Source organism: Pseudonocardia sp. NPDC049635, from assembly GCF_040659795.1.
In the GTDB taxonomy this organism is placed as follows: domain Bacteria; phylum Actinomycetota; class Actinomycetes; order Mycobacteriales; family Pseudonocardiaceae; genus Pseudonocardia.
The window spans coordinates 12,527-33,337 of record NZ_JBFAON010000027.1; the positions used below are offsets into that span (position 1 = coordinate 12,527).

General features: G+C 72.8%; 19 protein-coding genes. 13 read left to right on the forward strand and 6 right to left on the reverse strand.

The genetic code is table 11. The annotated features are described in order from the left end of the window. Positions 1-95: 95 nt before the first annotated feature. Entirely contained in the window at positions 96-1,241 is a 1,146-nt protein-coding gene (locus AB0J24_RS24265; RefSeq protein ID WP_358685197.1) for a cupin domain-containing protein, read from the forward strand. A 360-nt stretch (positions 1,242-1,601) separates the two neighbouring features. Here the strand turns inward: AB0J24_RS24265 and AB0J24_RS24270 are convergent, their stop codons facing one another. The 4 genes from AB0J24_RS24270 to AB0J24_RS24285 form a co-directional block, all read right to left on the reverse strand. Next, positions 1,602-2,186 (reverse strand): hypothetical protein, encoded by a 585-nt coding sequence (locus AB0J24_RS24270; protein ID WP_358685199.1) that lies wholly within the window; start codon positions 2,184-2,186, stop codon positions 1,602-1,604. Positions 2,187-2,405: 219 nt separating this feature from the next. After that, the gene (locus tag AB0J24_RS24275) at positions 2,406-3,062 is read right to left on the reverse strand and encodes a hypothetical protein (RefSeq protein WP_358685201.1); all 657 of its coding nucleotides are present in this window, start codon (positions 3,060-3,062) and stop codon (positions 2,406-2,408) included. Between the two features lie 64 nt (positions 3,063-3,126). After that, a complete protein-coding gene (locus AB0J24_RS24280) occupies positions 3,127-3,417 on the reverse strand; it encodes a hypothetical protein (RefSeq protein WP_358685203.1) in 291 nt (96 codons plus the stop codon). 57 nt (positions 3,418-3,474) lie between these two features. Next, complete coding sequence (locus AB0J24_RS24285; RefSeq protein ID WP_358685296.1) at positions 3,475-6,219, reverse strand: AAA family ATPase; 2,745 nt, start codon at positions 6,217-6,219, stop codon at positions 3,475-3,477. Between the two features lie 336 nt (positions 6,220-6,555). Between AB0J24_RS24285 and AB0J24_RS24290 the strand changes: the two genes are divergently transcribed. Further along, on the forward strand, positions 6,556-7,506 hold the full coding sequence (locus tag AB0J24_RS24290) for a DUF5996 family protein (RefSeq protein ID WP_358685205.1): 951 nt from the start codon (positions 6,556-6,558) through the stop codon (positions 7,504-7,506). 115 nt (positions 7,507-7,621) lie between these two features. Further along, positions 7,622-9,604, forward strand: coding sequence for a S9 family peptidase (locus AB0J24_RS24295; protein WP_358685207.1), 1,983 nt, complete (start codon positions 7,622-7,624; stop codon positions 9,602-9,604). Here the strand turns inward: AB0J24_RS24295 and AB0J24_RS24300 are convergent. Then, positions 9,540-12,617, reverse strand: a complete 3,078-nt coding sequence (locus tag AB0J24_RS24300; RefSeq protein ID WP_358685209.1) for a DUF3427 domain-containing protein — start codon at positions 12,615-12,617, stop codon at positions 9,540-9,542. The two genes, AB0J24_RS24295 and AB0J24_RS24300, sit on opposite strands and share 65 nt — an antisense overlap. Before the next feature lie 304 nt (positions 12,618-12,921). Between AB0J24_RS24300 and AB0J24_RS24305 the strand changes: the two genes are divergently transcribed. The 10 genes from AB0J24_RS24305 to AB0J24_RS24350 all read left to right on the forward strand — a co-directional run bounded on the left by AB0J24_RS24305 (position 12,922) and on the right by AB0J24_RS24350 (position 20,466). Continuing rightward, positions 12,922-13,377, forward strand: a complete 456-nt coding sequence (locus AB0J24_RS24305; RefSeq protein WP_358685211.1) for an Hsp20/alpha crystallin family protein — start codon at positions 12,922-12,924, stop codon at positions 13,375-13,377. 67 nt (positions 13,378-13,444) lie between these two features. Then, positions 13,445-13,966 carry a general stress protein gene (locus AB0J24_RS24310; protein ID WP_358685213.1) on the forward strand — a complete coding sequence of 174 codons (522 nt, stop codon included), beginning with the start codon at positions 13,445-13,447 and terminating at the stop codon, positions 13,964-13,966. Between the two features lie 91 nt (positions 13,967-14,057). Beyond that, entirely contained in the window at positions 14,058-14,981 is a 924-nt protein-coding gene (locus AB0J24_RS24315) for a M48 family metalloprotease (RefSeq protein WP_358685215.1), read from the forward strand. 161 nt (positions 14,982-15,142) lie between these two features. Further along, on the forward strand, positions 15,143-15,517 hold the full coding sequence (locus tag AB0J24_RS24320; RefSeq protein ID WP_358685299.1) for an STAS domain-containing protein: 375 nt from the start codon (positions 15,143-15,145) through the stop codon (positions 15,515-15,517). Then, a complete protein-coding gene (locus tag AB0J24_RS24325; protein ID WP_358685216.1) occupies positions 15,514-15,867 on the forward strand; it encodes a hypothetical protein in 354 nt (117 codons plus the stop codon). Before AB0J24_RS24320 ends, AB0J24_RS24325 begins: the two co-directional genes overlap by 4 nt. Next, positions 15,860-16,462, forward strand: a complete 603-nt coding sequence (locus AB0J24_RS24330; RefSeq protein ID WP_358685218.1) for a hypothetical protein — start codon at positions 15,860-15,862, stop codon at positions 16,460-16,462. Before AB0J24_RS24325 ends, AB0J24_RS24330 begins: the two co-directional genes overlap by 8 nt. Before the next feature lie 47 nt (positions 16,463-16,509). Then, the gene (locus AB0J24_RS24335; protein ID WP_358685221.1) at positions 16,510-17,322 is read left to right on the forward strand and encodes an ANTAR domain-containing protein; all 813 of its coding nucleotides are present in this window, start codon (positions 16,510-16,512) and stop codon (positions 17,320-17,322) included. A gap of 109 nt (positions 17,323-17,431) precedes the next feature. Next, positions 17,432-18,463, forward strand: coding sequence for a BtrH N-terminal domain-containing protein (locus tag AB0J24_RS24340; RefSeq protein WP_358685224.1), 1,032 nt, complete (start codon positions 17,432-17,434; stop codon positions 18,461-18,463). Positions 18,464-18,698: 235 nt separating this feature from the next. Then, positions 18,699-19,553: a glycosyltransferase family 2 protein gene (locus AB0J24_RS24345; RefSeq protein ID WP_358685227.1), complete on the forward strand. Its 855-nt coding sequence runs from the start codon at positions 18,699-18,701 to the stop codon at positions 19,551-19,553. Beyond that, entirely contained in the window at positions 19,540-20,466 is a 927-nt protein-coding gene (locus tag AB0J24_RS24350) for a CPBP family intramembrane glutamic endopeptidase (protein ID WP_358685229.1), read from the forward strand. Before AB0J24_RS24345 ends, AB0J24_RS24350 begins: the two co-directional genes overlap by 14 nt. A gap of 17 nt (positions 20,467-20,483) precedes the next feature. Here AB0J24_RS24350 and AB0J24_RS24355 read toward each other — a convergent pair whose 3' ends face one another. Further along, positions 20,484-20,723, reverse strand: coding sequence for a hypothetical protein (locus tag AB0J24_RS24355; RefSeq protein WP_358685231.1), 240 nt, complete (start codon positions 20,721-20,723; stop codon positions 20,484-20,486). Positions 20,724-20,811: the final 88 nt, after the last annotated feature.

The window sequence follows — 20,811 nt, forward strand, 5'->3', positions numbered from 1 at the left end:
GCGCGCGGCCGTCACCCTGCACCGGTGACGCGCCCCACCGAGGAACACACCACTGCCGGAACTGCCACCGGCCGCACCAACGGAGAGGAACGCACATGACTGCCACGGACGTGTCCCACGTCGGACTCGACTCCGGCGCCCGCGCCGTCGAGACGACGGGAGAGGGGCCCGCACAACCGACCCCCTGGGCACCGTTGAGGATCACCGCAGCGGAGATCCGGGACACGATCGAGCGCCTGTCGCTGGGCCCGGCTCCCGCCAACGGTCGCCGGTCGGCGGCATTGGTCCACCCCGAGTCGACCTCCGGGCGCAGCTTCGCCCCCGGGGTGGAGGTCGTGGTCGAGGTGCTGCTACCCGGTGAGCGGACCACGCCACTGCGGCGCAACTCCAGCCTCGTCCAGATCGGGGTCGAGGGCTCCGGATCCGTCAAGGTCGCGGACACGACGCTGGAGATGGCCGCCCGCGACGTCGTGACCGTGCCCTCGATGAAGCCGCACCAGTTCGTCAACACCGGTGAACAGCGCTGGGTACGGCTGTCGTACTCCAACGCCCCCCTGCTCACGTTCCTCGGTACCCACTTCTGGGAGGAACTCGCCGAGGACTGGGCCCCCGGGGTGCCGGTCGACGGACCGATCGACATGGACGAGGACAACGAGGTCGCCGACCGCGGGAGCGCGCCCGACCACGAAGTCTCACCCACCGGGGCGCGCCTGCGCGGCTACGAGTACCTGGTCGACATCGAGCCGGTCCCGAACCGGCCGCTGCACTGGCCCTACCCGGTGATGGCCGACCTGATGTCGCAGACCCTCGGGGACGGCAAGCGCACGATCATGGCGCTGTACAACCCCGCGACCGAACGCAAGCAGGGAGCCACCGGCAGCTTCTTCGTCACGCTCTCCCGGATCCCGCAGGGGGTGCGCCAGCGTCCGGAGGGTCCCGGCCACCGGCACAGTTCGGTCGCGATCAACTATCACGTCGAGGGCACCGGGTACTCGGTCGTCGACGGTCAGCGGATCGACTTCGCGCCCGGTGACCTGCTGCTGTCCGCCCCTTCCTGGCGCGAACACGCGCACTACCCGAGCGAGACCGGGTTGACCGTCTACACGGTCCAGGACCACCCGCAGCACATCGGCATGGAGTCGCTGATCTGGCAGGAGGACCTCAACGGGCCGATCCTCGCGCTCGGTCTGGAGAAGGGGCAGACCGGCTACGTCGCGCCGCGGAACTGGGACGACGAGTGAACCGCCTCCGGGGCACACCCCGCCCGGTGTGTGCCCCGGGCCGTCGGCGTCCTCTCGCCGGCCTGCCACCGAGCGTCCGGGAGACACCTGACCGTCCCTCCGGCGGGTGACACCACGGTCCGGCTCGGTGCCCTCTCCTCGACCGGATCGCGACACCACGGGGAGGCCGGACCGCGGTCGTCCATCCGACCGGGCGCCCGCTCCGGACCGGTGACCTGCGTCCGAGCCCGGCCCGCCGCGCAGTACCCCTGTTCGGACGCTCGCCGCAGGGCCCGGGGCGACCCCGGGCACGCGCCATCCCCTTCGTGCGTGCACCCGACGACCGCCACCGGGGTCCGGTGGCGGTCGCCCCGGTGCCGGTCAGAACTCGCCGAAGTCCCCGCCGTCGTCGAACCCGCCCCCGAAGTCCTCCTCGGGCATGGGCTCGGCGGGCGGCTCCTCCGCGGCCATCGCCTCGTCACCCTCGAACCCGGTGTCGTCGGCGAAGAACGCGTCGGCGATCGCGCTGCCGATGAACGCGCCCGCCACACTCGCCAGCAGGGTCCCGGCGATCATGCCGCCCATCCCCATGCCGCGGCCGCCCGCACCTCCGCCGAGCGCGCGCTCCATGGTGCCCGGCTGCCGCATCTCGGCGCGGGTGGCCATCCGCGCCATGGCCTGCGGGTCCGTCGACGTCGTCCGCTCGGCCTCCGGGACGCTCGCCGAGACCTCGGCGAGGACCTTCTGCCGCTGCTCGGGCGTCAGCTTCGCGAACGCCTCGGCGTGCGCCTGCTCCACGGTCTCCGGCGGCGCGGTGCGCAGCATGTACCGGTATCGCTCGATCGCCGCCTGGTCGGGGTCCTGCGCAGGACGGGCCTGCGCCCGCGCCTGGTACTGCGGCGCGCCCTGCGGTCCCTGGCCCGCGGGACCTGCAAGCTTCTCTTTGAGCTTGTCGAACAGACCCATCCGCTTACGTCCTCCTCGTGAGTGACTGCCGACGAACCGGCAAACCGTGCTGAACGGACAGCACCGGCCGATCAACGCCCAGCCCTCCCACCGAGTTCCGGCCGGGCCGCCGACCGGCCGAACGTGATCACTGTCATGCCGGCGGCGTCGGCGTGGCCGGTCGATCCGGAGGTTGCGACGGCGCGCCTGCCGATTCAGTGGCGGGGTCCGAGTCGCCGGTCAGGCCGGCTGAGCCCAGGGATGGGCGGGGGCGCCCAGTGCCACGGTGGCCCGGAGCCATGCGCGGCGGCGTGCGTCGAGCAGCGGCAGGGCGCGCTCGGCGTTGCGCACATCCTCGAACCGGGACTGGGCCGCCTTCATGAAGAGCACGATCTCCGGGTTGAGGTAGCGCAGCCCGTCGTCCGCCACCCATGTCGCCTCGTCCAGGCGCATCGACTGGGACGGAACCCTCTTGTTCGTCCACAGTCCGGCGCGGAACGGTGTCAGAGGGACGTCGAGGATCCACGGTGACCGGGCGTCGGCGCGCACCCAGATGTTGCTGTCCGGGCGAATCTCGCGGAACCGGTGGTCGAACGGGCGCAACCAGCCGCTGTCCGCGTTCCACGTCGTCCAGCCGCCGTCGTCGAGGAACAGCCGCAGCCGTTCGGCGTCGGCGGCGTCGATGGACACGTCCAGATCGTCGTGCAGGCGCCGCACACCGGTGAACTTCTCCAGGGCCCAGCCGCCGACGATCCACCACGGACGGTCGAACCCGGCCATGAAGCCGGCGATCGTGTCCGGGGTCAGCGGATCCCAGCCCCCGTACCACCGGTCGAACTCGTCCGGTGGAAGCGGGCTCGCGCCCACCGGGGCGGGAAGGGGCGGCGACGCACTCATGACCCCACCGTGCAGGGCGCCGCACGACCGGGCAACCGCCTGTCGCGAACGGCCCCTCGCCGGCTCACGCGATCTGCACTCGGTGCCGGGCCACGGCGACCGCGCTGCTCCCCACCGGGACGCGCACCGAGCACGCGCGGCCCGGGCGTGGACAGGGCCGCGCGCGGGAACGCAGCAGCACCAGGTTGTCGTCGTCGGCGCGCCAGCACACCCCGGTCCCCGCGGCCGACGGCACCCGTACCGGGCGCCGCACCTGCACGTCCTCCCCGATGCCCCCGGACATCGGCAGCTGGTCACCCAGCTGATCGTGCGCGGTCGTGCCTACCTCGACTCGGACGCCGCCTTCGCCGGTCAAGGGCGATCTCGTCGTCGACCTCGTGCCCCGGCGGTCCACCTTCGAGCTGCAGCCCGTTCACCGGTCGAGCCCGTCGACGCGGAGCCGCAGGTCACCGTCGAGATCGACGCGGGTGAGCTCGCCACGTGAGCTGATGCCCAGCTTGGGATAGACGTTGGCCAGATGGTGCCCGACCGTGCGCGGGCTGATCAGCAGCTGCGCCGCGATCTCCCGGTTGGTCATGTGGTCGGCCGCGAGGCGGGCCACCCGCAGCTCCTGAGCGGTCAGGCCGGCCGCCGGTCCGGGGCCCCGGCGGGCCGCGGGCCCACCGGCCAGGTCCTGTTCGCGCAGCGACCGCTCGCGCAGCGGCCCTGCGCCGAGCTGGTCGAACACCTCCGCGGCGGCGGCGAGCTGGGTGCGGGCGTCGGCTCGGCGGCGCGCGCGGCGCAGCCACTCCCCGTACAGCAGCCTGGTGCGGGCGTGCTCGAACGGGCGCTCCGCCGACCCGGGCACGTCGAGTGCCGCGCGGTAGTGCTCCTCGGCCGCCGGTCCGCTATGGACGAGGGCACGTAGGCGGTGCACGGTCGCGTGCGCCCAACCGGCGTCGGACCGCTGCGCCCACGTCGTCACCGCCGCCAGCCGGGACTCGGCGAGGTCGATCCGCCCGACCTGCATCGCGGCCTCCGCGGTGTCGGCGGCGGCGAGCAGCGCGAACGTCGGATGGGCGGCCTCGTGGCCGGGCTCGGCCAGCGGCACCAGGTGGCGCAGCGCCTCGACCGGACGCCCGGTGAGCAGCGCGACCCGGCCGCGGGGCCAGTACGCCGAGCCGGTAAGGGCCCGCACGCCTCGCGGTATCGCGACCTCGAGTGCCCTGGCCGCGTGCTCCTCGACGACCGGCCCGTCACCGCGTCCGGCGGCCAGCAGGGCCAGGGTGGCGCGGCACTGGGTGGCCACGTGCCCCGCGCCGACCTCCTCGGCGAGATCCAGGCCGTCGGTGGCCCCTGAGTCCGCGGCGCCCCAGCGCCCCGCTGCCAGGTCGAGCACCGCGGTCTGGGAGAGCACCACCGCCAGGGCGGTGAGCTCGTGACGCCGCCGGAGCTCGGCGACCTGCACACGCAGCACCTCGCGCAGCGGGGCCTCGATGCCCCAGGCCAGGACCAGCGGCATCGGTGGCAGCAGCTCCCAGCCGACGGTGACGAGCCCGTCCGCGGTGCCCCCGGCGCCGTCCGGCGTGATCGGGGTGATCTCACCGGTCTCGTCGTAGCAGGACCACCGGGTGCGCAACAGCGGCAGCTGCTCGGCCAGCGCGGAGTCCTCGCCTGCGCCGACGGCGAGCAGCTGCCGCAGCGCCTTGTGCTGGAGGTCGGTGCGGCCGGCCGACCAGGCGGCGCGGACCGCCACCGCGCCCAGCCGGACCGTGGATCGTGCGCCGCTGACGACGCCCATGTCCCGTATCAGGACGTGGTGGGCCCGCTCCGGGATGCCGGTGGTGAACTCCAGGACACCGCGCAGCCCGTGGCTGGCCCGGGCGATGTCGGTCTCGCTCTCCAGGTGTTCGGCGTCGTCGAGCAGCTGCCGGGCGGTGCCGGCGTCGCCCGCCTCCCACGCCGCGCGGGCGGCACCGGCGAGCCGGCGAGCCGCCGCGGCCGGGGCCGGGGACAGCTCGGCCGCCCGGCGCAGCGCACCGACAGCCGTCGGCCCCGCGCCGCAGCGCAGGGACTTCCCGGCTGCGAGCTCGAGCAGCGCGGCGACGTCCTCGTCCGGTGACTCGGCGGCCGCGGCCAGGTGCCAGGCGCGTTCCTCGATCGCACCAGCGGGCAGGGCCGCGGCGAGCGCCCGGTGCGCTGCCTGCCGGTCCGGCAGCGCGGCGCCGTCGTAGATCGCGGCCGGCACCAGCGGGTGCCGGAACTCGACGCGGTTGCCCGCGGTGCGGAGCAGTCCCGAGCGCAGCACGTCGTCCCAGGTGGTGGCGCCGATGCCGCATCCGGTACCTGCCCGGCGCACGACGAGCCGGTTGCCCCGGTCCTCGGCCGCGGCCAGCAGCAGGAGGGCACGCGCCGGTGCCGTCAGCGCCTCCACCCGGGTACGGAACGCCCGCCGCAACCGGGGGCCGATCCGTAGTTCCCCCGGTGGCGGGCCGTCCGGCTCCCGGTGCAGGGTGGGCAGCTCGTGCAGTGCCAGCGGGTTGCCGCCCGCCGTGCGGGTCATCTCGTCGATCAGCTCCGGCCCGGCCCCGGGCGCCGAGGAGGCCAGGAGCGCGCGGGCGTCGTCGTCGTTCAGCCCGCCGATCTCCAGCGCCGGCAGCCCCTCCCACGGCCCCGTCGAGGGATCGGAGTGCCCGGTGAGCAGGACCAGGACCGGGTCGTTGCCGATCCGTCGCGCCACGAACCCCAGTGCGTGTGCGGTCGGCCGGTCGATCCACTGGGCGTCGTCGACGACGACGAGCACCGGCCGTTCCCGGGCCAGGTCGGAGACCAGCGACAGCACCGCCGCACCGATGAGGAAGCGGTTCGCGGTCTCCTCGCTCATCCCGAGGGCACCGCGCAGCGCCGCGGCCTGTGGCGCGGGGAGCGTGTCGAGGCGGCCCGTGACGGGCCACAGCAGCTCGTGCAACGCCGTGAAGGCGAGCCCGGCCTCCATCCGGGTGCCGCGGCACCGCAGCACAGTGGTGCCGGACGCCACGCCCACCGCGTGGTCGAGCAGCGCGGTCTTGCCGATCCCCGGCTCGCCCCACAGCACGAGTCCGGAACCCGCCCCCTGGGCTGCCCGGGTCAGGAGCCGGTCCAGGAGAGCCGTCTCGGTCTGCCGCCCGAACAGCTCCATCGTCACCGCAGCCCTTCCCGCCGGGCCACCAGGCGGTCACCCGGGCCAGTTATAACAATCGCGGTCCGGTCAGGCGTGGGCGAGGCGACCGATCGGGCGACCGATTCGGTCCGGCGCGGGGCGTCCGACACTGCCCCGGTGAGCACGTCCCGGGCCGGGGCCGGCCCGACGACCGCGTGCCGAGCGGGTCCCACCCCGCCCGGTGGCCGGGCCGGGGTCGTCGGTGACGGCGGTGCGGACGCCGCCGTCGGGCGCGTCCGCACGGTGGTGCCGGGACGCGGGACACGGACACGACGACCTGCCATCCCGTGTGGCACCGGAAGGACACGACGACCCGTGACGACACCGACGACCACCCCGCCGAGCGCCTGGCCGAGCCTGCGGGTGGCGGACTGGACCGCCACCCGCGACACCCTGCACATGTGGACCCAGATCGTGGGCAAGGTCCGGATGGCCCATGCCCCACTGGTCAACCACTGGTGGCAGGTGGCCCTTTACGTGACCCCGCGCGGGCTGACCACCTCTGCTGTGCCCTACGGAACCGGTGCCTTCGAGATCGAGTTCGACTTCCTCGGCCACCGGCTGGAGATCCGCAGCAGCGACGGCGGTGCCCGGACCGTCGCGCTGCAACCGATGCCGGTCGCCGAGTTCTACACCCGGGTCATGGCCGCGCTCGACGAGCTCGGCATCGACGCGCCGATCCGGCCCCACCCCAACGAGGTCGACCCGGCGATCCCGTTCGCCTCCGACCACACCCACGACTCCTACGACGGCACAGCGGCCGCCCTGTTCTGGCGGCAGCTGCTGCAGGCCAACCGGGTCATCGGGGAGTTCCGGTCGCACTTCGTCGGCAAGGTCAGCCCGGTGCACTTCTTCTGGGGCGGGATGGACCTGGCCTGCACCCGCTTCTCCGGCCGTCCGGCCCCGCCGCACCCGGGAGGGGCTCCCAACTGCGGGGACTGGGTGATGGTCGAGGGGTACTCCCGGGAGCTGTCGAGCTGCGGATTCTGGCCCGGTGGCGGTGACGAGGGTGCGTTCTACTCCTACGCCTACCCCGGCCCCGAGGGCTTCGCCGACCGCCCGATCGGTCCGGACGGTGCGTTCTGGAGCACCGAGTTCGGCCAGTTCCTGCTGCCCTACGAGGTCGCCCGCGCCGCGCCGGACCCCGACCGCGCGGTCGCCGAGTTCCTGCACAGCACCTACGAGGCGGCTGCGGACCTCGCGCACTGGGACCGGGCCGGGCTCGAGGACGACCCGTTCCGGTGGACGAGGGCCGGCACGCCCTGAGCGTCCACCGGCCGCGGGTTGACCGTGCCGCAGCGGCACGGTGTGCGATGGACACCGCCCCCGCCAGCGCTGCCGGCCGGGCCCCGCTCCGCCCACCGCACCGAGAGGACACGACATGACTGCCGCGGACACCACCCCCGGGACGCAGCCGAGGTTGGTCGAGGTCGAGGAGTTCTTCGCCGATCCGGGCTTCATCGTGCCCTCGCTCTCGCCGGACGGCAGCCGCATCGCCTACCTCGCCCCGCACCGGGGGCGGCGCAACATCTGGGTGCGCGGTGTCGAGCAGAGCCACGACGACGCCGTCCCGGTCACCGCCGACACCCGGCGCGGGATCACCACCTACTACTGGACAGACGACCCGCGCTGGCTGCTCTACCTGCAGGACACCGACGGCAACGAGGACTGGCACCTCTACCGGGTCGACCTGGACGACCCGTCGGCCGCCGCGGTCGACCTGACCCCGCTCGGCCCGGGATCACGCGTCTTCGGTGTCGAGCCGCTGCCCTCGGTGCCGGGCAACGTCCTGGTCACGATGAACCCGCAGGTCGAGCGGATCGACGTGCACCGGGTCGACGTCGCCACCGGTGAGGTCGTGCTGCACCATCACGAGGCCGACCCGCTGGCCGCGACGCTGCTCGACCGCAGTGGCGCGCCGGCCTTCCGGGTCGAGACCGAGGAGGACGGCACCGTCGTCATCTCCGGGATCGACCGCGCCACCGGAGCCCCCCGGCTGCTGCGCCGGATGGGCGGCGCGGAGTACCCGCTGAGCGTGCAACCCCAGCAGGTCACCCCGGACGGCGACGGACTGCTCGTCGGCTCCTACCGCGACGGGGACGATCTGCAGCTGGTCCGGATCGACCGGGAGACCGGCGACGAGACGGTGGTCGCCGCCGTCGAGGGCCGCAGCCTGGACATCATGGGGATCATGGCCCCCGGGGTCCTGCCGCCCGCGGTGTACACCCACCGGGGCACCGGCGAGCCGATCGCGGCCCGGTTCGTGGACGACCGGCCGCACATCGAGGTGCTGGACCCCGAGTTCGCCGCGGTGTACGCGGAGCTGGCCACCCTGTCCGACGGGGTGCTCGGCACCGTCTCCTCCGACATGTCCGGCCGGCGCTGGATCGCCACCTTCACCCACGACCGCGAGCCCGGGGTGAGCTGGTTCTACGACCACGCCACCGGCGAACGCCGCCGGCTGTTCCAGCCCTTCCCGGACCTGGATCCCGCCGACATGGCCCCGATGCGGGCCGTCCGGTTCCCCGCCCGCGACGGCCTGGAGCTGCGCGGCTACCTCACCTTGCCGGTGGGCGTGGAACCGCGGAACCTGCCGACCGTGCTGCTGGTGCACGGCGGCCCCTGGTCGCAGGACTACTGGATCTACAACCCCGAGGTGCAACTGCTGGCCAACCGCGGCTACGCGGTGCTGCAGGTCAACTACCGCGGCTCGCTCGGGTACGGGCGCCGGTACCTGACGGCGGCGGTCGGCGAGTACGGCCGGGCCATGCAGGACGACCTCTACGACGGCCTCGACTGGGCGGTGGCGCAGGGCTACACCGACCCGGACCGGGTCGCGATCTCCGGTGTCTCCTACGGCGGGTACGCCGCGCTGCGCGCGATCACGGTCACGCCGGACCGGTTCGCCGCCGCGGTCGACTACGTCGGCGTCTCCGACCTGGTCGCCGCGCTGCGCGCGCTGCCGCCGTTCACCCGGCGCTACAACGCCAACAGCTGGTACCGCTACCTCGGCGACCCGGACGTGCCCGAGCAGGAGGCCGAGCTCACCGCCCGCTCACCGATCACCATGGTGGACCGGATCCGGACGCCGCTGCTGGTCGCCCAGGGTGCCAACGACGTCCGGGTGCCGCAGGCGCAGTCCGACCGGATCGTGGCGTCGCTGCGCGAGCGGGGGGTCCCGGTGGAGTACCTGCTCGCGCAGGACGAGGGGCACGGGTTCGAGAACGAGGACAACCGGCTCCGTCTCTACCGGGCCATCGAGCGACACCTGGCCACGCATCTGGGTGGGAGGTCTGCGCCTACGCCACGACACTCGCCGCCCGGAACGTCTCACCCGGCATCGGCCGATGGAGCCGCCAGGTGATCGCGATCGGCTTGCTGCCCCGGTGCGAGACGTAGTCACAGGTGCCGAGGCAGAGGAACGGTGCCCCCTCGCCGATGTCGTCGCGTGGTGCGCTGCGGACGAACAGCAGCACATGACTGCCCTGCTGCCGGTGGGTGAGATAGCGGCGCCCGGTCCCGCTCTGTGGGGACGTGGCGTTCTGCGACTCCCAGTGGAACAGCTCGGGCGTCACGGCGTAGTCGCGGTACATGGTGGTGGGGGAGAAGTCCCGCTCGCTCTTGTGCAGGTTGACCAGTAGCGCGTCCACGCGGGGGCGGTCCGCCCAGACGACTCCGCTCGCGTGGCCGATGGCCTTGCGTTCCATCGATGCCCAGTCGAGTCCGGCGAGGATCTCTTCCCGCCGGTAGTGGGCGTGGCTGCGTAGCGGCAGTGTCTCCAGCCCGCTGCCCAGCGCTTGTGGCAGGTGCCGGGCCCCGTCCAGGGTGTACGCGACGAGCTCACGGATCTCCGCGCAGACGGCCGGGTGCTGGCGCAGGTGATCCAGACCGGCCTGGTAGTCGTCGAACCCGTTGCGGTCCGGCCACAGCTGGAAGAACAGCATCCTGGCGATACGTTGCCCGTGCGTGGTCAGCTCGGTGTAAGCGGGACCGCCGGGGTCGGCGAGCCGGGTGTAGACGTGTGCCCGCTCCGGGTCGTCGACGTGGGTCAGGGTGGCGAGCCTGCGCAGGAGGGCGGTCTCGTCCGGGCCGGGTGCGGGCGCAGGGAGGCCGGCGTCGCGGCGCAGCACCGTCCACGAACCTTTGCCGCGGTACACGTCGGACAGCTCATTGCCGGATTCGTGCAGGTAGCGGCCCAGCGCGGACTCACGGTGCGACCGGACATCCTCGGTCAGGGCCCGGCGGGAGAACCGGAACCGGGCGCGCACGTTGTCGAGGACGATCTCGCGGGCGACAGCGTCGAGCACCATCGCTGACCCGGAGGGCAGGAAGGGAAAGCCCTCCTCGACGTCGCGTACCACCCCGGCCCGGCTGCTTCCGGTCACCGCCCGGTAGCGCAGGTCGAACCGGAACTCGCGCCGGTGCTGGCCGATGAAGTCGAGGACGGTCAGGACGGCCTTGCCCGGTGCCCGTCGCAGACCTCGGCCGAGCTGCTGGAGGAACACCGTCGCGCTCTGGGTGGGGCGCAGGAGCAGAACGGTGTCGACGGAGGGAACGTCGAGGCCCTCGTTGAACACGTCGACGGTGAACAGGCAGTTCAGCTCTCGGTCGCGCAACCGGCGCAGCGCACTGTCCCGGTCGGACGGAGCTGTCCGGCCGGTGACCGCCGCGCTGGGGATGCCGGCCGCGGTGAAGACGCGGGCCATGTACTGCGCGTGCGCCACCGATACACAGAACCCGAGCGCCCGCATGGCGGTGACCTCGGTGACCTTCGCCCTGGTCTCCCGGATGACCTTCGCGGCGCGGGCGTCGTTGCCGGTGTAGATCCCGTCCAGGGCGGTGGGGTCGTAGCGCCCCCGCTTCCATTCGACACCACGGAGATCGACGTCGTCGGCGACGCCGAAGTAGTGGAACGGGACGAGCAGGTCGGCAGAAAGGGCGTCCCACAGACGGAGCTCGGTGGCACAGCGGCCGTCGAAGAACCGTTCCCGGACGTCCACCCCGTCCGACCGCTCCGGGGTCGCGGTCAGGCCGAGCAGCTCGGCGGGCCGCAGGTGATCCAGCACGGCACGGTAGGTGGACGCCTCGGCGTGGTGGAACTCGTCGATGACGACGACGTCGAAGCGGTCCGGCGGGATGTTCTGCACGCCGTACGCGGCCAGCGACTGCACGCTGGCGAAGACGTGGTTCCAGCGCTGCGGGCGGACCCCGCCGACGAACAGTTCCCCGAACGCGCCGTCGGCGAGCACGGCTCGGTACGTGCGCCGGGACTGTTCCAGGATCTCCACGCGGTGCGCGACGAACAGCAGGCGCGGGTGCTGCTCCTGCAGCCTCCGGTAGTCCAGCGCGGCCACGACCGTCTTACCGGTCCCGGTCGCGGCGATGACGAGATTGCGGTGCCGATCGTGCACCGTCCGCTCCGCGTCGAGGGCCTCGAGGATCTGTTTCTGGTGTGGGTAGGGCCGTACCTCCAGGCCGCTCAGCGGGGTGCTGTCGTCCCGGTCCCGGCCGAGTGCTTCGGCGAGCCGGGCGGAGTCCGCGGGAACCGCGGGGTCGTAGGGTACGAACTCCGCAGCCGCCCAGTAACTGTCGAATGTGGACGCGAACTTGCGGATCAGGTCGGGTGTGGCGACCGAGGAGAGCCGGACGTTCCACTCCAGGCCGTCGACGAGAGCGGAGCGGGACAGGTTGGAGCTCCCGACGAATGCAGTGTCGAAACCGGAGTCGCGCCGGAACAACCAGGCCTTGGCATGCAGGCGCGTCGTCGCGCTCGCGTAACTGATCTTGAGCTGGGCTCCGTGCCTGCGGACGAGCTCGTCGACGGCGCGCTGTTCGGTCGCCCCCATGTAGGTCGTGGTGATGACGCGGAACGGGACCCCGCGCTCGTGGAGCAGGTCGAGCTCGCGCTCCAGGAGCCGGATCCCGTGCCACCGGATGAATGCACACAACAGGTCGACCCGATCGGTGCTGGTCAGCTCCGACTGCAACGCCGTGTGCAGCTTCGGCTCACCGGCGGCGTTGGTCAGCAACGCCGCCTCCGACAGCGGGGTGATCGGAGCCCGGACCTCCCAGTGCCCGACGGCGACCGATCTCGTCAGCGCGATCAGTTGCTCGAGTTCATCGTGGACGGTGTCCTCTGCTGTCCGCTCAGCTTCCTCGACCAGCCGGTTGACCAGGGCGACCCGCTGCTGGGGCGACCGGTCGGCGAGTGCGCGCTCGACCACGGACGCAACGTGCCGGGCCAGGACGTGGGGTTGCTCGGCGGCCCCGACCGGGGCCCAGCGGGGTTCGAGGCCGGCGCCGGCTGCGTTGAGTGCGACGTCCAGGCCGGTGGTGTGCAGGGTCTCGTGCGCCCCGGCGCGGAGCGGTTCGGTCACGGGGTCCGGCTCCGTTTCAGGTTGATCTACGCAGCTCGCGTCGACGAGGCGGCTGTTCTCGGCAGTGTGGGGTCCGCAGGAGTGTGCCTTGCGTGACGGGAACGTTACTCATGCGGATGGTGCGACCAGGGAGCAAGCGCCCCGTTCGTCCCGAGTGATGCAGATCACTCTCTCGGCGAGCAGAAGTTGCCTGAACTCGACTCAACTTTGGGAACAGGATCCGGCTCACCTTCGTTGCTACGGGCGACAGCGCCGCCGGCACCAGCGGCGGCGAAAGACATCTCGTACACCGGAGGTGACTGTGATGAGTGTTCCCGCTGTTCGTTCGTCCCGTCCGGCGGAGCGATGGAACCCGTTCGCCGAGTTCGAGGAGCTCCACGGCCAGCTGGACCGGTTGCTCCGCTCCACCGTCGCCGGCCCGGACGCCGGGTGGCGCGGGTGGGCGCCACCGGTCGACGTCTCCGAGACCGACGACGCCTACGTGGTGGAGGCCGAGCTGCCCGGCGTCGCCCGGGAGGACATCGACGTCGACCTCACCGGCCGGGAGCTGACGATCACCGGTGAGCGCAAGGAGGTCGAGCGGCGCGGCTGGTTCCGGCACCGGAGCCGCCGGGTGGGCGAGTTCCACTACGCGGTGACGCTGCCGCACGAGGTCGACGCGGACCGGATCGAGGCCACCCTCGCCGACGGAGTGCTGACCGTGCGCGCCCCGAAGGCCACCACGGCCAGGTCCCGGCGGATCACCGTCAGCGGCGGCTGACCGCAGCCGCCCTTCTCCGCCCTTCGGGGCGCCCCCGATGTCCCTGACCGCCCGAGAGGAGTCGAACATGCCCGGGCTGCCGCTCACCGCCGACCTCGCGAACCTTCCCGAACCGCCCAGTGGGTGGCCGATCGGGTCGTACGCCACCTATGCCGAGGCCCAACGCGCCGTCGACCACCTGGCCGACGAGGACTTCCCGGTGGAGGACGTGACCATCGTCGGGGTCGAGCCGATGATCGTCGAACGGGTGACCGGGCGGCTGACCTGGCCGCGGGTGCTGGCCGGTGGCGCAGCGAGCGGTGCCTGGTTCGGTCTGCTGATCGGGCTGCTGCTGGCCCTGTTCACCCCGGGCGACGTCGTCGGTCCGGTCGTGTTCGGTCTGCTCGTGGGCGCCGCGTCGGCGACGGCGTTCGCGGCCGTCGGGTACGGCGCGCTGAAGGGGCAGCGCGACTTCGCCTCCAACATCCAGCTCGTCGCCGGCCGCTACGACGTCCTGTGCCAGCCCCGCAACGCCGAACGCGGCCGGGACCTGCTGGCCCGCCTCTCGCTGGCCGGTCCGCAGAGCGGGACCGACGAGCAACGGTCGTGACCCCGGTCCCGGGGCTGCCCGGACCCCTCGGCGAGCGGGCGCACCCGGGACGGGGCGTGCACGTAGCGGTTGAGAACCAGGAGGGATCACGATGCGAGGCCGTCTCAACGACCTCAAGACAGTGCTGTTGCTGGGGCTGCTGACCGGGCTGACCCTGGCCATCGGATACGGCCTCGGTGGCACGACGGGCCTCGTGCTGGCCACGCTCCTGTCACTGGGGATGAACGGTGCGGCGTACTTCTGGTCCGATCGCCTGGCACTGCGTTCGATGCAGGCCCGGCCGGTCGGCCCGGGGGAGGCCCCGGAACTCCACGCCATGGTGCGGGAGCTGGCCGCGGCGGCCGGCCTGCCGATGCCGAGGGTCTACATCAGCCCGCTGGCACAGCCGAACGCGTTCGCCACCGGACGTGGCCCGGCTCATGCCGCGGTCTGCGTGACCGAGGGGATCCTGCGCCTGCTCACCCCGCGTGAGCTGCGGGCCGTGCTGGCGCACGAGGTGGCCCATGTCGCGAACCGGGACATCCTCACCTCCAGTGTCGCCGCGGCCCTGGCCGGCATCATCACCTCGGTGGCCAACCTGGCCCTGTTCCTCCCCGCCGACGACGAGGAGGGAGCCCCGAACCCGCTCGCCGGGCTGCTGATGGTCCTGCTCGCCCCGATCGCGGCGACGTTGATCCAGCTCGCGATCAGCCGTAGCCGCGAGTACGGCGCCGACGCCGACGGTGCGCAGCTCAGCGGCGACCCGCTCGCGCTCGCGAGCGCCCTGGAGAAGATCGAGCGGGGCGCGCAGGCGCTGCCGCTGCCTGCCGACGGCTCCTCGACGGCGCACGCCCATCTGATGATCGCCAACCCGCTGGCGGGGGAGGGCCTGGGCGCCCTGTTCCGCACCCATCCGGCCACCTCGGACCGGATCCGGCGACTGCGGCGTCTGCACCGGGGCCACGCCCGCACCGCGGGTCGCCCGCGGCTCACCGGCGGGCCCGGTGCCGGCCTCCCGGGCGCCTGGGCCAGGTGAGGGCACCAGCGGTCGGGGGCCGTGCTAGGTTCGATCCCGGTTGAACATCAGCTGTCGCGGGGTAGCCGTGTCCGCTGGTGTTCACTCCTCCCACAGCTACTCGTACACCTCTGCGACCCGGCTCGTCGGTATGCGGAAGGTGTGGGTGGTGCGCTGTGAGTGTGGGACCGCACGAGGGGGCGCTGGCTGTCTCGACCCCTCGGGACGATGTTTACCTGATCACGGTCCGAGGGGTGCTGGACCGGGTTCTCAGCACGCGCCTGCTGCGGATGGTCGATACCCGGGTCCGGGTGGTGCGGGACGCCGGCGGTTGCCTGACCAGGCATCTGCTCATCGACATGTCGCCGGTCGTGGCGGTCGGCCGCGGCGCACTGGAACTGCTCGAGCACGCCCGGCACAGCACCGGCGTGCACGGTGTGACGCTGCATCTCACGGCCCCCGACCCGGAGATGTGGCGGCCCTCGGCGCGGGCCAGGGAGATCATCACCTCGATCGGGACGTTTCCGTCGGTGGCGCTCGCGTTGCGGGCGTTGTGAGCGCCGGGACGGACGGGCTGACCACCGTCACGCTGACCGGGGGAGCGTTGATCATCGCCCCGCACGGGACGCTGGACGGCCAGGCGGTCGCGGTGGGCCTGGCCCGGGACGGGCTGCCCCCGGGGATCATGGTCCTGGTGGTCGACCTGCACCGGGTCACCCGGGTCACCGAGTGCGCGGTGGACGGTGTGGTCGCTCTGGCGCGGACCGCCCACGCGGCCGGGATCCGCACGAACGTGATCGGTTACGACGAGCACCTGCTCGCGCCGTTCCGTGCCCGCCGGTCGTCGTTCTCGGTCTGGAACACATCGGGCGCGACCGCCCGCCGGCCGCGACAGCACCGTGGGTAGCCGGCGGTTCCTCCCGGTCGTCCTGCTGGTGCTGCTGATGGCGGCCTGCGCGGGGCCGGAGGTGCCACCCGTCGCCGTGCCGTCGTTCGTCCAGGACGCGAGCCCCGACGGTGGTGCCACGGCGCCGGCCGATCCGTTCGGGTGCCCGCAGCTGCTGCCGCACGGGGAGGTGGAGGCGCTGCTGGCCCTGCCGATCGGTGCGCTGACCATGCGCCAGATCCGGTACCCGGCCGACCCCGAGATCGGCCGCACCTCCCGTGTCGGGTGCCGGTACCAGCGGGTCGGTGCGGACGCGGCGTTGCAGGCGACGATGACCATCGGCCAGTTCCGCGACGCCGCGACCGCGCGCGCCCAGTGGGAGCTCAACAGCCGGGCCCAGCGGCAGGGCAGACCGAGCCACGACCAGATGCTCGGTGCCGTCCCCGCGGTCCTCGTCGAACAGGACGACGGGCTCGAACTGATCGCGGTGCACGGGCCGTGCACGGTCACGGTGTCACTGGCCGGTACGGCGGTCGCGGTCCCCGGCACCGAGCCCCTCGAATTGATCATCGACCTGGCTCGGCGCGCACTTGCCCGGCTCCCGGCAGCGGGGTAGATCGATTGTCGAGGCAGGGACACGTCGCATAGGAGGTTCGACCACACGTGGTCAGCGAGTACGACTGGCAGACCGACAAGGAGGCCTTCCTCGGGAAGGACACGCGCGTCGGCGACGACACCGTCGACAGTGAGCTGCGTCGGCGTCGGGGTGAGTTCGGTCCGTTGGCGGCCGAGTTCGCCCAGCTGGCGGCCCGGCTCTTCTCCGCGGGCACCGCGGCCGACGTGCTGGAGACGATCCTGCAGGCGGCGGCATCGTTGTTCCCGGAGGCAGACCTGGTCAGCATCGCTCTGCACACCGAGGACAGGCTCACCACACCCGTCGCCACCCATGACCTGGCCGCCCGGGTGGACGCGCTGCAGTTCGCGCACGGTGAGGGCCCGTACTTCGACGCCACCCGCCTCGACGGGACGGGGACCGCGGCCGACGACGATCTCTCGGTCTCGACCCAGTGGCCCCGGTTCGGTCCGGCCGCGGCCGGGCTGGGTGTGCGCAGCGTGGTCGCACTGGGACTGCTGCCCGGTGCGGGCGGGGCCCGCCCGGGCGCCCTCACCTTCTACGCGTACGAACCACGGATCCTCGCCACGCTCGACCGCGACATCGGGTTGTTGCTCGCCGCGCACGCCGGAGCCGCCCTCTCCGCGATCAGCTCGGTGGAGGCGGCCGACCTGCGGGTGGCCAACCTGGAGCGGGCGCTGCTCAGCCGGGACGTGATCGGCCAGGCCAAGGGCATGCTGATGGAACGGCGCGGCATCTCCGCCGAGGAGGCGTTCGACATCCTGCGGGCGAGTTCGCAGCGACTGAACATCAAGCTGAGCCGGATCGCCGAGGCGGTCATCACCCACCGGTTCGACCCCTGACGGCGTCACCGGGGCCGCCGGCCGCTGTCGCGGCGACGGACCGGCCGGTCTCGCGTCGTACGGTGGCGTACGGGATGCTCCGGGGCAGCCGACCGAGCCGAGGTGCACCATGACCGACGTGGCCGACAGCCCCGCGCCGGGAGGTGCCGTGCTCGTCCCCGGGATGCCCGAGACCGGTGGTGTCCACTGCGAGACGACCACCCTCGGCGCGCTGCTCGGCCACACCGGCGTCGAACTCTCCGAGGCGATGCTGTTCGGGCTCGGCGCCGGACTGTCCTTCATCTACTGGGACTCGAAGCGCCAACCCGTGCCGTTCCTGGGCGGGCGGGTGAAGCCGTTCGAGCTGACCCGGAACCTGGCCCGCCGGCTCGGTCTCGACCTGCAGGTGCGGGAGACGACCTCCGCCCACCGGGCCTGGGAACAGGCGCGCACCCCGATCGACGCGGGCGTGCCGGTCGGGTTGCAGCTCGACAGCCACCACCTGGAGTACTTCGGGTCGGCGGTGCACTTCGCCGGGCACGTTGTCGCGCTGTACGGCTACGACGCCACCACCGCCTACCTTCTCGACACCGCGCAGCAGGGCGGGCGGGTCAGCACCGGCCTGCAGAGCCTGGCCAGGGCGCGCGCGGCGCGCGGGCCCATGTCGGCTCCGCACCGGTCGTTCACGTTCTCCACGCCGTCCGGACCGCCCGACGTACGGCGGGCGATCGTCCCCTCGCTCGTCGAGTGCGCCGAAGCCTTCCTGTCACCGCCGATCGCGAACATCGGGTGCCGCGGCATCGCGACGACGGCGAGACGCATCGTGTCCTGGCTCGGCCGCGTCGACGACCCGCGACGGGACCTGCCGACGATCGCGATGCTGATGGAACGAGGCGGCACCGGGGGCGCGCTGTTCCGCAACCTCTACCGGGACTTCCTGGGCGAGTGCCTGCCGTTGCTCGACGGTGCGGGCACCAGGAGCGGTGTCGAGCAGGCCCGGGACTTGTTCGAGGAGTCGGGACGGTCGTGGACCCGGGTCGCCGGCCACGTCGAGAGCGCCGGGGCTACCGGGGACCTGCGGGAGCTGACCGAGGCAGCGGCCCTGCTCGCCCGGATCGCCGAGGTGGAGACCGGCGCGATGACGGTCCTGCGTGCCCTCTGACGGTCGCCGGCCCGGTGGTGGCGTCCGGCATGACCGCGCCGCACCGGAAGTGGCGTGGGTCACCCGACGTGGAGTGTGCCGCTGCGGCATGACCTGTACTGGCCGTACCCGAGCAGCAGTGGACGACGAGGACAGGACGGTCATGTTCGACGCACAGCACGGAGCCGGGCGGGACGGGCCCGGGCCGCACTCCCGCACCACGGGGCGATCCCGCACCGGGAGCGAACCGCCCAGGGTGAGCGTGGTCGTCCCGGTCCGCAACGAGGCGAAGAACCTCGAGGTCGTCCTGCCGGCGCTCGCCGCGGTCCGCCCCGCGGTGCACGAGATCATCGTCGTCGACGGACACTCCGCGGACGGCTCGCTCGACGTCGCCCGACGCGTGCTGCCCTGGGTGCGCGCCGTCACCCAGACCCGGCGTGGCAAGGGCAACGCGCTCGCCTGCGGCTTCGCCGAGGCGACCGGCGACATCGTGGTCATGTTCGACGCCGACGGTTCCGCCGATCCCGCGGAGATCCCTGCGTTCGTCGCCGCGATCGATGCGGGCGCCGACCTCGCCAAGGGCAGCCGGTTCACCGCGGGCGGCCGCAGCGACGACATCACCCTGCTGCGCAGGATCGGCAACCGCGGTCTCAACATCGTCGCCAACGTGCTGTTCGGCACCTCGTTCACCGATCTCTGCTACGGCTACAACGCCTTCCGGGCCGAGTTGCTGCCCGTCCTGGACCTCCCGGCGACGGACGCCCCGGCCCCGCCGGAGGGCATGCTGTGGGGTGACGGCTTCGAGATCGAGACGGTGCTCAACTGCCGGATCGCGGCCGCCGGTCTCGCGGTCACCGAGGTCCCGTCGGTCGAGCGCCGGCGGATGTTCGGCGAGACCAACCTGCGCACCTTCGTCGACGGCGCCCGGGTGCTGCGCACCCTGTTCGCCGAGCGCCGCCGCAGTGCCGTCACGGCCCCGGTGACGCCGCCGACCGCCCCCGCCGAGCCGACGGTCCTTCCGCAGCCCCGCCGTCCGGACGCGCCGAGCGCACCCGTCGAACAGCCGGCCGCGGGCCGCCGACAGGCCGGGGCCCGCCGTGCACTCACCTGAACCCGGTGCGGTCGACCGCGCGGTGCGGATCGGTCCGTCCGCGGTCGACCCGGCCCGGCCGTTCGGTGCCCACCTGCGGATGAGCTGGTGGAAGCCGTTCGTCCTGCTCGTGACGCTGCCGGTGGTCCTCGTGCTCACCCAGTGGCTGGCCTTCCAGCTCGTCGGTGTCGTCGTGGGCAGCGACGATCCGCTGTCCACCGAGTTCACCCCGGAGAAGTCCCTCGCGGCGAACCTGGCCATCGGCATCACCGGCGTCGTCGCGGTCCTGCTGCTGGTGTGGATGACCGGGGTGCCGTGGCGCGCCCTGTTCAGCCTCCGGCGGGCGTTCGACGGGCGGCGACTGGCGCACTACGCGATCGGCGCGGCGCTGCTGGTGGGCGCGGCGATGGCGGTCGTCGCGGTCGTCGCGCCCGGGTCCACGGGCTGGACCTCCTTCGCGATCACCGGCACGACCGTCGCGTTCCTCGCCGTCACCCTCCTCACCACCCCGGTCCAGGCGGCCGGTGAGGAACTGCTGTTCCGCAGCGTGCTGCTGCCGGCGGCCGCGAGCTGGCTGCGTGCGGTCCGGCCGGCCCTGGCACTCGGACTCGTAATCTCCTCGCTGGGCTTCGCCGCGGTGCACGGTTCGACCGATCCGTGGCTGGCCGGCTACTTCGCGGTGGTGGGGTTCAGCACCGGCCTGATGATGATCATCAGCGGCGGGACGGAGGCGCCGATCGCCTTCCACGTCGTCAACAACGTGCTCGCCGGTGTCCTCAACAACGTGCTCGCCGGCGGCGGAACCAGCACCATCGACCGGGCGACCGACACCGGTGGTCCGTCGCTGCTGATCCTCGCCGCCGCCAACGTCGCCATGGTCGCCCTGGTCGGGATGTACGAGGGACGTGCACACCGGGAGCGGACCGCCGGTTGACCACCGTCCCCGGCCGCTCAGCGCGGGGTGCGGATGCCGTCGATGATGTGGGTCCAGTTGTCGGCGCCGTGCCCGTCGTCGATGACCCGCCGGTAGTGCGCCTGCACCGCACGGGGGAGCGCGAGATCGATCCCCGCCTCCTCGCTCGCGGCCACGACGTGGTCGGCGGTGGCGCCCATCATGGTCGCCGTGCTCAGGTCGCCGGGGTGACGCCCGGCGTCCATCGCGGTCCAGGGCGCGCTGCGCCGGGCGCTCAACACCGCCCTCGGCCCGCTGGGGGAGTGGGGCCGGGACCGGATCGCCCGGGAGCAGCGCGCGCTGGTGGATCATCCCGACGCCCCGCTG